7 protein-coding genes are annotated in these 13,277 nt (G+C 31.7%); all 7 read left to right on the forward strand.

Annotation, left to right across the window (positions count from 1 at the left end; genetic code table 11):
* The first annotated feature begins 106 nt into the window (after window positions 1-106).
* The gene (locus E0F76_RS11250; protein ID WP_132005752.1) at window positions 107-3,412 is read left to right on the forward strand and encodes an FG-GAP-like repeat-containing protein; all 3,306 of its coding nucleotides are present in this window, start codon (window positions 107-109) and stop codon (window positions 3,410-3,412) included.
* Complete coding sequence (locus tag E0F76_RS11255; RefSeq protein WP_132005755.1) at window positions 3,405-6,662, forward strand: VCBS repeat-containing protein; 3,258 nt, start codon at window positions 3,405-3,407, stop codon at window positions 6,660-6,662. Before E0F76_RS11250 ends, E0F76_RS11255 begins: the two co-directional genes overlap by 8 nt.
* 35 nt (window positions 6,663-6,697) lie before the next feature.
* A complete protein-coding gene (locus E0F76_RS11260) occupies window positions 6,698-8,029 on the forward strand; it encodes a vanadium-dependent haloperoxidase (RefSeq protein ID WP_132005758.1) in 1,332 nt (443 codons plus the stop codon).
* Between the two features lie 14 nt (window positions 8,030-8,043).
* Window positions 8,044-8,955 (forward strand): hypothetical protein, encoded by a 912-nt coding sequence (locus tag E0F76_RS11265; RefSeq protein WP_132005761.1) that lies wholly within the window; start codon window positions 8,044-8,046, stop codon window positions 8,953-8,955.
* A gap of 123 nt (window positions 8,956-9,078) precedes the next feature.
* Window positions 9,079-10,392: an MFS transporter gene (locus tag E0F76_RS11270; RefSeq protein WP_132005764.1), complete on the forward strand. Its 1,314-nt coding sequence runs from the start codon at window positions 9,079-9,081 to the stop codon at window positions 10,390-10,392.
* The gene (locus E0F76_RS11275; RefSeq protein WP_246022044.1) at window positions 10,385-11,335 is read left to right on the forward strand and encodes a carbohydrate kinase family protein; all 951 of its coding nucleotides are present in this window, start codon (window positions 10,385-10,387) and stop codon (window positions 11,333-11,335) included. Before E0F76_RS11270 ends, E0F76_RS11275 begins: the two co-directional genes overlap by 8 nt.
* Window positions 11,336-11,341: 6 nt before the next feature.
* Window positions 11,342-13,075, forward strand: a complete 1,734-nt coding sequence (locus tag E0F76_RS11280) for an alpha-amylase family protein (RefSeq protein ID WP_132005767.1) — start codon at window positions 11,342-11,344, stop codon at window positions 13,073-13,075.
* Window positions 13,076-13,277 lie beyond the last annotated feature (202 nt).

Below are 13,277 nucleotides of genomic sequence, written 5' to 3' on the forward strand. Positions count from 1 at the left end.
GAGCTTCATTTATAAAAAATGAATCAATTTAAGATTATTATATTTTTTTTATAACCATAAAATAACATAATTTAGTACCATATAATTATATTAATTCATAACTAAGATGTTAAACCGATTTCTATTTTTTCTCCTATCCTTACTTTTTATAAATTGTTCTAAAGACAATTCAGATTCATTATTTACCAAATTAGACGCTTCTGAAACTGGAATTGATTTTCAAAACGAAGTGAAAAACGGCAAGGATATGAATATATTCAAATACCGTAATTTTTATAATGGTGGTGGTGTTGCAATTGGCGATATCAATAATGATGGCTTAGCCGATATTTTTTTTACTTCCAATCTAAGTGATAATAAACTGTACTTAAATAAAGGGAATTTAAAATTCGAAGACATTTCAAAAAAAGCAGGAATTGATCTTCCTAAATCCTGGTCAACAGGAGTAAATATGGTCGATATCAATGGAGATGGATTATTAGATATTTATGTTTCAAATGCGGGAAACAATATTAACTCTATTAGAAAAAGCCAATTATATATTAATAATGGCAACTTAACCTTTACAGAAAAGGCCGAGGAATATAATCTAGCAGATACAGGAATCACAACTCATGCAGCCTTTTTTGATTATGATAGAGATGGAGATTTAGATTGTTATATTCTTAATAATAGTTTTATACCAGTAAGTAGTTTAAATTATTCCAATAAAAGAGATTTACGTGATAAAAATTGGGATGTTGCAACTATTTTAAAAGGAGGTGGTGACAAATTACTGCGCAATGATAACGGAAAATTTGTCGATGTTAGTGAAGCTGCTGGAATATACGGAAGCTTAATCGGTTTTGGTTTAGGCGTTACTGTAGGAGATGTCAATGGGGATATGTATCCAGACATTTACATTTCTAATGATTTTTATGAAAAAGATTATTTATACATCAATAATAAAAACGGAACTTTTACGGAACAAATTGAAGGATGGACATCTCATATAAGTCAATCTTCAATGGGAGCTGATATGGCCGATATAAACAATGACGGTAGAGCCGATGTTTTTACAACTGATATGTTACCAGAAAATGATGAGCGTCTAAAAAAGACTACCAATTTTGATAACTATGATTTATTCACCAGGAAATTAAATCTAGACTTCTACAATCAATACATGCAAAACACTTTGCAAATAAATGATGAAAACAATAAATTTAAAGAAATAGCCAATTACGCTGGAATAGCAAAAACGGATTGGAGCTGGGGCGCGCTATTATTTGATATGGATAATGACGGTTATAAAGATATTTATGTTTGTAACGGTATTTTCAATGACCTAACTAATCAGGATTTTATGGACTTTTTTGCAAATGAATTTTTGCAAAAAATGGTGGTTACTGGTAAAAAAGAAGATATGGAAGTTATCATTGCTAAGATGCCCAGTACACCTATTCCAAATTATGCCTATAAAAATAATCACAACCTTACCTTTACAAATGAAGTAGTAAAATGGGGTTTAGACACACCCAGTTTTTCGAATGGTGCTGCTTACGGTGACTTAGACAACGATGGGGATCTTGATTTAGTGGTAAATAACGTAAACATGAACGCTTTTGTTTATAAAAACAATTCAGATAAAAAGAAAGAAAATCATTTTATAAAAGTAAAACTAAAGGGAGAAAATCAAAATAAATTTGCCATAGGAAGTGTTGTGGAATTATTTTCAGGAAAGGAAATAATTCGTCAGGAATTAATTCCTTCAAGAGGATTTCAATCCTCAATTGATTATGTGATGACTTTTGGAATTGGAACAAAAAAAATAGATTCCTTACACGTTATCTGGCCTAATGGTAAATTCCAAACTATGAAAAAAGTAGTAAATAATACCACTTATAATTTGAATATAACTGATGCCAAACTCAATTATATTCAAAAAATTGACAAGCCAAAACCATTGTTTATTGAAAAGAAAAACAACTTTTTAGCTCACAAAGAAAACGAGTATATCGATTTTGATTACGAAGGTTTAATATCAAAAGAACTTTCCCAAGAAGGACCATCACTTGCCGTTGGCGACATTAACGGTGATGGAAATGAAGATGTTTATATTGGCGGAGCCAAGGGACAAGCTGGTAAAATTTACCTAAATAACGGCAATAATTCTTGTACTGTAACCAATCAAAAAGACTTAGATTTTGATATAAATTATGAAGATACCGCCGCAAGTTTTTTTGATGCAGACGGCGATGGAGATTTGGATTTATTAGTTGGTTCTGGAGGAAATGAAAAGGCTGATCAAGCAAATTATAAAAACAGATTGTATTTAAATAATGGAAAAGGATTATTTACCAAGAGCAAATCTAGTTTACCAACTACTAATAATAATGTGTCGGTAATTGCCCCATATGATTTTGATAATGATGGTGATATAGATGTATTTATTGGCAGCAGAAGCGTTCCTGGTGTATATGGAATCATTCCAAAACAATTGTTATTAGAAAATGATGGGAAAGGAAATTTTACCAATATCACTGGCAAAAAAGCGTTTAAACTGGATGAAGTTGGAATGATAACTGATGCCGTTTGGGAAGACATTGACAACGATGGTAAAAAAGATTTAATTATTGTTGGCGATTGGATGGCCCCAATTATATTCAAAAATACAGGTCGAAGATTAGCTGAATTTAAATCAGATCTTACTAATTATCCTGGTTTTTGGAATACTGTTAGTTGTGTCGATTTGAACAATGATGGCAAAAAAGATTTGATTTTAGGCAATAAAGGGACAAATACATCTTATAAAGCAACTGTTTCAAACCCAATGAAAATGTTTGTAAATGATTTTGATTCTAATGGTACAATTGAACAAATTACAACAAGAACAATCGACGGAAAAGATGTACCTGTTCATTTAAAATCTGAATTGGCAAAACAAATTCCGATGATAAAAAAGAAAAATTTGAGTTATGATGAATATGCTAAGAAATCGTTTCCAGAATTATTTTCAAAAGAAATAATAAGTAATGCAATTCAAAAAATAGCAAATACACAAGAAAGCATCATTGCAATTAACAGAGGAAATGGAAAATTTGAAGTAAAAGCATTACCAAAAGAAGTACAATTTTCGAGTGTGAATACCATATGCACTATAGATGTGAATAAAGACGGAATTTTAGATATTATACTTGGTGGAAATCAATATGAATTCAAGCCCCAATTTGGTAGATTGGACTCTAATTATGGAAGTGTTTTATTAGGCAACAAAAAAGGAACTTATACTTGGACATCATATTCTAAATCCGGATTTTATTTAAAAGGAGAAGTGAAACACATTCAAAAAATAAAAAACAAGAATAATACTTATTCAATTATCGCGGTAATTAATGATGGAACACCTAAAACATTTGAAATTAATGAATAATTTTTATAGTCTTTTATTAGCCACATTGCTGTTTGTCAGTTGTTCAAAAAAACAAGATTTGCTATTTGAAAAATTAGACCCATCGAAAAGTAACATTACATTCAACAATCAATTATTGGATTCTAAAAAGATATCAATTTTAGATTATCTCTATTATTACAATGGAGGTGGAGTTGCTTTAGGTGATATCAATAACGATGGATTAGTTGATATTTATTTTACATCAAATCAAGGAAAAAATAAATTATACCTCAATAAAGGAGGTAACAAATTTGAAGACATTAGTGAAAAAGCGGGTATAGAAGGTCAAAGTGATTGGGAAACCGGTTCTATTATGGCTGATGTTAACGGAGATGGATATGTAGACATTTATGTTTGCGCCGTGGTGGGAATTAATGGGTTTGAAGGTCACAATGAGTTATTTATTAATAACAAAGACAATACTTTTACTGAAAGTGCTGCAGAATATGGCTTGGATCTAGATAATTATAGTTCTTCAGCTGCATTTTTAGATTATGATGGTGATGGTGATTTAGACATGTATTTATTAAATCATGCTGTTCATACTGAACAATCTTATGGAAATGCGGCCATTAGAAATAAAAGAAATTATGAATGCGGCGATAAATTATTCCGAAATGATAATGGCAAATTTGTAGACGTAAGTGAAAAAGCAGGAATCTTTGGTGGTGCCAATGGATACGGACTTGGGCTTGCAATTTCTGATTTTAATTTAGACGGTTATCCGGATATTTATGTGGGCAATGACTTTCATGAGGATGACTATTACTACTTGAATAATGGCGATGGTACTTTTACAGAAAGCTTAAAAAACCATTTTGGTCACACTGCTAGATTTTCAATGGGTCTCGATGTTGCTGATGTCAATCATGATGGTTTTCCGGATATTATGACCTTAGACATGCTTCCGGAAAGTGAAAAAGTTTTGAAATCTTCTTTAGGTGATGATAATGTACAAATGCTAAAAGTTAGAACAGAAAAACTAGGGTATCATTATCAATACACCAGAAATATGTTACAAATAAATCAAGGAGGAAATAATTTTACCGAAACTGCTTTATTAAGCGGAATTGCTGCAACAGACTGGAGCTGGAGCACTTTATTTGCAGATTATGATCAAGATGGAGAACAAGATATTTTTGTTTGTAATGGAATACCAAAACGACCAAATGATTTGGATTACGTGAAATACCTATCGAATGATCAAGTAAAAACTAAAATTAATTCAACTAAATTATTAGATAAAGAAGCGTTAAGAAAAATGCCAAATGGCAAGGTTACAAATTATATTTTTCAAGGTTCGAAAGATTTAATGTTTAATAACAAATCAGCTGATTGGATTGAGAATGATTCCATAATTTCAAACGGAAGTGCTTATGGAGATTTAGATAATGATGGTGATTTAGATGTTGTGACAAATAATCTAAACAATATTGCTTCAATTTACATCAACAAAACGAATGAAAAAGCCAATTATTTAAAAATAAATTTACGTTTTGAAGGAAAAAACACATTTGGAATTGGAACAAAAGTATTTTCATATTACAAAGGGAAATTGCAATATAAGGAGTTGCAAACCACCCGAGGATTTCAATCTTCATCGGAACCACTAATTCATTTTGGATACGGAAAAATAAGCAACATTGATTCATTGGTTGTAATATGGCCTGACAAAACGGTACAAACATTAAAGAATGTAAAAACAAATCAAACGCTAACAATTAAACCGAATACAAACCGAAAAACATTTGATTATAAAAAATTACATCCAGCAATTTTACCTGTTTTTAAAAAATCAGAAACCAATTTAGGAATCGATTTCAATCATCAAGAAAATGACTTTGTCGATTTTACTGCTCAAAAATTAATTCCCTATCAGCGTTCAGATCGAGGACCTGCAACAGTTGTTGGCGACTTAAACAATGATGGCAAAGACGATGTTTTCTTTGGTGGTTCACAGGGAAAATTAGCCGCTATTTACCTTCAAAACGAAAAAGGGTTTTCAAAAAAATCTTATCCTTCAATTAAGTTAGATTCTATTTATGAAGATGCATCGGCTGTTGTTGGTGATTTTAATGGAGACAAACAAAATGATTTACTAGTTGCATCAGGAAGTGGTCAATATGCTGCTGATTTAGTTCATCGATTGTATTTAGGAAATGCACTAACTAAAAGTACTTTCCCAGACACGAATGCAATGAACGCGACTTTAATAAAAGCGATTGATTATGATAAAGATGGTGATTTAGACCTGTTTATAGGAAACAATTCTAAATATAATAGTTTTGGTAAAATGCCAGATTGTTATTTATTAAACAATAACAAAGGGGTGTTTTCTATCGTTCAAAGTAAAACATTTGCGGGAATAGGAATGGTTTCTGATGCCGTAGTTACTGATTTTAATAATGACGGAACCCTCGATTTGATTGTTGTAGGAGAATGGATGAAACCTACATTTTTTGCCAATATTAAGGGAAACTTCAAAGATGTTACTGAAAGTCTTTTGCCCGGTAATCAAAATGGCTTATGGCAGTCTATTAGTGCATTTGACATTGACCATGATGGTGATTTAGATTATTTAGTAGGTAATTGGGGAATGAATTCAAAATTTAAGGCTTCTCAAGAATTCCCAATGAAAATGTATTTCGATGACTTTGATGCCAATGACACTTTCGAAACAATTGTTACTATCGAAAAAAATGGCAAATACTACACAACCTTGGGGTTAGATGAACTAACTGAAGAATTTAGTGGGATGTTAAAAAAGAAATTTAAAACTTATAAATCCTTTGCAGGAAAAACAGTTGAGGAAGTTTTTGACCCAAAAATGTTAGCAAAAGCAAAGTTGTATGAAGTTCACAATTTAAAATCGGGTTATTTAAGAAATGACAACGGTAAATTTACTTTTGTTCCCTTCTCGAATAAAATGCAAGTAAGCCCTATAACCTGTTTTGCTAAAACTGATTTTGATGGCGATGGACAAGACGATATTTTTGCCGCTGGAAATTATTTTGGCGTAACTCCATATCACAGCCGCTTTGATGGTTTTTCAGGAGCTTTAATAAAAAATGAAAAAACTATATTATTAGGAAATCAAATAGGAATTGATTTAACTCAAAAAGCAGTTAGACATTTAGACATTTTAAAATTCAATGGTAAAAACTATCTTTTGGTTACAATCAACAATAAAAAAGCAGAAGTATATGAAATACCAATGTCTATAAATTAAAATAAAAAAGTAATTACCCTTTATAAATACTCGAAATGAAATTTAAAATATATTATATCATCGGAATTTGTTTGCTTTTTATTTCATGCAAAAAAGAAAACCATATTGAAGTTACCACTGACGAATATCATGCTTCTATTGAAAACATTACTCAAATAATGATCCATGATATTTTCTCCCCTCCAGTTGCTAGTAGAATATTTGTATATCCAAATATTGCAGCTTATGAAGTAATTGCACAAAATAATAAAACATATGCTAGTTTGCAACATCAATTAAACGGATTAGATTCTATTCCAGTATTAGACCCAAAAAGTGGCGTAAACCAACCGTTAGCAGCCATAATTGCTCATATGGAAGTGAGTAAGCAATTGGTTTTTTCTGAAGAAATAGTCGAGAAATTTAGAGATAGTTTGTATAAAAAATGGCAAGATGAAAACTCGACTGAATTTGAGCAATCAAAAGAATATGGGCTTAAAGTAGCCGAAAGAATCGTAAAATGGATGAATAAAGACAAATACAAACAAACCCGTACGATGTCTAAGTTTTCTGTCTTTGCAAATCAACCCAGTAGATGGCAACCAACGCCTCCAGCATATATGGATGCGATAGAACCACATTGGGGTGAAATAAGAACCTTAGTACTAGATTCCGCCTCACAATTTAAACCAATCCCTGCTCTACCCTTTTCATTGGATAAAAACTCCCCTTTTTTCAAACAAGTGCAAGAGGTTTATGACATTAGTATGAAAATGAAAAATTTGGGTGATGGATGTAGTGAGGTTAAGATGGCTCAGTTTTGGGACTGCAATCCCTATGTGTCAGTTAGTCAAGGCCATATGATGTTTGCTAAAAAGAAAATTACTCCAGGAGCACATTGGATAGGAATTACAAAAATTGCTTGTCGAAAATCCAAAGCTGATTTTGACAAAACAGTTTTTGCTTACACCAAGACGTCGATCGGTATGTTTGACGCATTTATTAGCTGTTGGGACGAAAAATTTAGAAGCAATGTGATTCGACCAGAAACGGTAATTAATCAACATATAGATGAAAACTGGAAACCTGCCCTACAAACACCACCATTTCCTGAATACACAAGTGGACATTCTGTCGTTTCTACAGTATCATCAAATATTTTAACCTCTATTTTTGGCGATAATTTTTCATATACAGATGATACCGAATTACAATTTGGCTTACCCAATAGGACTTTTTCTTCATTCAATATAGCTTCAAAAGAAGCTGCTATGAGTCGGTTTTATGGAGGAATACATTACAGATCTGCAATTGAAAACGGAATAGTTCAAGGCACAAACATAGGAACATATATTAATAGTACTATTAATTTTTTTAAATCTAAATAAATCAAATCTATATAATGAATAATAAGTTAAAGTGGTTAATAGCTGTCGTTTTACTGTCGTTTTTAGGTTGGTACTTTTTATTAAAGCAATCAGATTACACCATAACTTTTAAAGTTAATGCCGCTACAGGAACTATTTCTCAAGGAATTATGGAATGGACGGCAATTCAAACTAAAAATCAAAATGAAATTTATACTGTTATAGAAAAGAGAAATTTTGATTTCATCAAACAACGGATGAAAAAAGGGAATGAAGAGTTAGAATATACTTGGAATATGAAATCAATTAACGATTCTATAACTAATGTTTCAGTTGGAATAAAAGATTTAAATCATTCCTACTACAATAAGCTAACTGCACTTCCATTTGTTCCATCAAAATTTAAAACAGAACAAATTAATAAAATAAAATCATTTAAAACGGGTCTTGAAGATCATATTGGCAATTTTAAAATTAGAATTGATGGTGAAAAATCATCTAAAGAAATTTATGTAGCCTATATTTCTTTGAAAAGTTCTATGCAAGAAAAGGCCCAAACTATGATTGGATATGATGCTGAAATTGTGGGATATTTAGATAGAAATAAAATAAAAATAATCGGTTTTCGTCCTTATTTAGAGGTTACTAATTGGGATCAAGATAAAGAGATTGTTAGTTTTAATTATTGTTTTCCAATACCTAAAAACACAAAATATGTTCCTGATGACAATGTAAAGTTTAAAATAATTCCTGCTATAAAAGGACTACAGGCAACTTATTATGGAAATTATAGGACTTCAGATAGAGCTTGGTTTACCCTCCTAGATTATGCCAAACAGAGAAATATTAAATTAGCAAATAAACCTCTTGAGCATTTTCTTGCCAATCCTTTTAATGGTGGTGATGACCTATCCTGGGAAACCCAAATAATATTACCATTTGAGTAAAATTTAAAGTACTTATTTAAAAATACTTTAAGGATTCGAAAACGTTTTCGTCACTTCCGAAAACGTTATTATATCTATATTACATTTAATTAGCAATTTTACAATTATATTTAAATAATATAAATGAAATTGATGAAATTAAAATTAAGCTTTTGGCAAATTATCAACATGAATGTTGGTTTTTTTGGAATTCAATATAGTTTTGGTTTGCAACAAAGTGCCGTTAACCCCATTTATGATTTTCTTGGCGCTAGTCCAGATCAATTGCCTTTACTGAATCTTGCTGGTCCATTAACCGGTTTATTGATTCAGCCTATAATTGGAGCAATGAGTGATAAAACTTGGTCTCCCAAATTTGGTGGTAGAAGAAAACCCTATTTTTTTGTTGGAGCATTATTGTGTAGTATTGCTTTATTACTTTTTCCATTTAGTAGTTCTTTATGGATGGCCGCAGGTTTACTATGGATATTAGATGCCGGTAATAATACTGCCATGGAGCCCTATAGAGCTTTTATTGCAGACACGTTAGACACAGAACAGCAACCCACAGGTTTTCAAGCTCAAAGTTTCTTTACTGGATTTGGTCAAACTTTGGCAAACGTTTCACTATTTATTTTTCCGTTAATTTTTATTGGAACTACTGGTAAATTACCCACATGGGTTTTTGCCTCCTTTTTTCTTGGAGCTGTTTGTTCTATAGGGTCTGTTTGGTGGAGTTCTCATACCACTAAAGAAATCCCTCCAACGGATGAGGAATTAAAAATAATAAGAGAGGAACCATTACATCTTTTCACTCCTTTTATTGATATACTTTCAGCTATTAAATACATGCCAAAAGTAATGTGGCAATTAGCACTAGTATATTTATTTCAATGGTACGCCTTGTTTTGTTACTGGCAAAATTCATCCAAAAGTATCGCGCTTTCAGTTTGGCATACAAGCCCTCAAAAAGACATGAAATTATACGGAGAAGCAGTAAGTTGGACAGGTTTAGTAAACGGATGGTACAATGTAGTAACTTTTTTATGTGCATTTGGATTGGTTTATTTTGCAAAAAAATATTCGCCAAAGATGGTGCATTTTTCTTGTTTAGTTTTAGCTGCAATTGGGTTTTTAATTTTCCCACATATAGAAAACAAATACCTTTTATTCCCGGCAATTACTGGCTTTGGAATTGGTTGGGCGAGCATGATGGGAATTCCTTATTTAATGGTTGTAAATGACATCCCAAAAGAACGTTACGGAGTTTATATGGGAATTATCAACATGATGATTGTAATTCCTATGTTTATTCAAACGATAACTTTTGGCTATATTATGAAACATTTTCTGAACAATGATGCTAGGTTAGCCATAACATTTGCAGGTATATTATTAGTTATAAGTGCAATTTGCACTTTATTTATTAAAACAAAAAAAGTGACTATCGATGAATGATTCAACAAATAATACGATGGAAACTATAGACATACTTTGCGTTGGAGAAGTTTTAGTAGATTTTATTGGGCACCAAGAAGGTGTACTTATCAACGAAACTAGAGATTACCACAGGTATTTAGGAGGTTCACCTACCAATGTTGCCATGAATGCTACGAGATTAGGTTTGAATACTACATTAATTGCTTCAGTAGGAGATGATGGTTTTGGAAGTTATATCTTGGAAAGATTATCAAGTGTTAGTCTAAATACAAATCATGTTAATGTCTTAGAAGATAAATCAACAAGCGTAATATTCGTATCAAGATCAGATGGAACACCTGATTTTATTCCCTATCGTGAAGCAGATTGCTGCATTTATGAAGAGCAAATTACTGCGGAAATTTTATCTCAAACCAAAATATTTCATACTACTTGCTTTGCATTAAGTAAAAATCCTGCCCAAGAAACAATCCTAAAGAAAGCACAAGAAGCTTATAAACTAGGCTGTCAATTGAGCATAGATGTTAATTATGCTAAAAAATTATGGAATAGTCAAGAGGAAGCTTTTCAGGTAATTAAAACCTATTGCAGCTTTAATCCTTTGATTAAAATTAGTGAAGACGATATGATGCGTCTTTTCGAAAAGGAACTTCCGCATGAAGATATTTTTAATTTTTTTCATAACGAAGGTGTCGATATTGTATGCTTAACTTTAGGAAGTAAAGGCGTCAAATTATCTCAAAAGGGAAAAGGAATCATTCAATTACCCGCAATTAAAATTGACAAAGTAATGGACTCTACTGGAGCTGGCGATGCTTTTTGGTCTGGATTTTTATTTGCTTTTATCAAAGAAAAAACGATTGATGAATGTTTGGGTATTGCCTTGAAATTAGCCGCTTTAAAATTGCAAAATGTAGGACGGTTACCCGATAATATCAACATTCTATCTCAACTTTTATAATATAATATGCAAGAAAATAATAAAATCAGTAATGGCGTCATGCTTAATGCCTACCCAGATAGTATCGGAACAAAATTTAGCGATACAGTGGCCATGCTTAAAATGACTGAATTTAAAGATGTCTTCTCTTTATTGTATGTATTGCCTACTTTTTTTAATAGCGATTTAGATAGAGGCTTCTCGATTATTGATTATAATATAAATACAGATTTGGTAGACACCAATGATTTGAACGATTTAAATGAAATCAATATTAAATTAAAATTTGATATAGTTTTAAACCATTTATCCGTTGGATCACCTCAATTTAAAGATGTGTTGCAAAAAGGAGAACAATCTGCTTTTAAAGATTTTTTCATTAATTGGAATGAGTTCTGGGAAGGAAATGGAGTAAAGAATGAAGAGGACATCATAATTCCAGAAGCAAAGTTTCTCAACAAACTGTTCATGAGAAAATCGGGATTACCCATATTAAAAGTGCGATTTCCTGATGGTTCTGAACAACCCTTTTGGAATACTTTTTACCAACAAATAACCTACAATCCAATTAATGAAGCTGATTTAAACAGCATTCCCGACTTGACAGATTCGTCACGAATGAAAATTGTCAAAAAAATTAATGATGCCATAGAACAAGCTATTGATTTCAACACAATTGAATTTGCAGATGCTATTAATTTCAAAAAAGAAATAACTCAAATTGTGGAGCAAAAACGTTCCTATTTGGGCCAGATGGATGTCAATGCCACCTCCCCATTGGTTTGGGATTTTTACGAAGAAACATTGCAGAAAGTAAGCAGTTATGGTTGCAGTATTTTGCGCTTGGATGCTTTTGCTTATTTACACAAACAAGTAGGCGAATCAAATTTTTTTAATACGCCAGGAACTTGGGAATATTTAGAACGAATAAATCAAATTGCTCAAAAAAACAATTTGATGCTTTTGCCAGAAATTCATGCAGAATATGGACTTCACTTGCATGATGAAGTAGCCAACAAGGGTTATTATATTTATGATTTTTTCTTACCGGGATTGACCATTCACACTATTGAGAGTAAATCTAGCAAAGCTTTATTAAGTTGGGCAAAGGAAATTATCAAGAAAGGATATAAAACAGTTAACATGTTGGGTTGTCATGATGGAATTCCTGTTTTGGATTTAAAAGGAAAAGAAATCGATGGTGCGTATAACAAAGGTTTATTGGAAGATAGTGAAATAGAAAAAATCATGAATACCATCATGGAGCGTGGTGGTCGAGTGAAAAATCTTTATGACTCATCAGGAAATAAAATTTCGTACTATCAAATTAACGGAACATTTTTTAGTGCTTTGGGCGAAGACGAACAAAAAATGCTTTTGGCGAGAGCCATCCAAATGTTTATGCCTGGGATTCCACAAGTTTGGTATCTGGATATATTTGCTGGAAAAAACAACTATGAGGCTGCTGACAACGGCGGTAGTGCAGGTCATAAAGAAATAAATCGCACCACCTTATCAATGCAAGACGTAGCTCAAGGTTTGGAGACTGCTATTGTGAAAAAACAACTTGAAATCATTCGTTTAAGAAATACTTCCAATGCCTTTTTAGGTCAAATTGAAATAAATGAAAGTCTTGAAAATAAAATCGATATCAAATGGAAGAATGACAACTCAGTGCTACACTTGAAGGCCGATCTCGATACCTATAATTTTACAATTGAACATATTGAACATGGAACAACAGCTGTTTTTAGCTATTAATTACTTTCAAAAAATTTGAATAAAAGTGTTTTTGTTTTATTGCTATTCCTGTAAGATCTTTTTTCGACCTTGTAGTTATTTAGTCCGACAAAAAAAACTGCAAGGTATAGGAAACCTTACAGGAATTTAAAATTAAATATAGAACAACCATTTAACAATCAAAATCAGTTTATAAAGCATCTAATTTATAAAATGATACTAT

Origin of the sequence: Flavobacterium cellulosilyticum, from assembly GCF_004349355.1 — a bacterium.
GTDB classification, from domain to species: Bacteria; Bacteroidota; Bacteroidia; order Flavobacteriales; family Flavobacteriaceae; genus Flavobacterium; species Flavobacterium cellulosilyticum.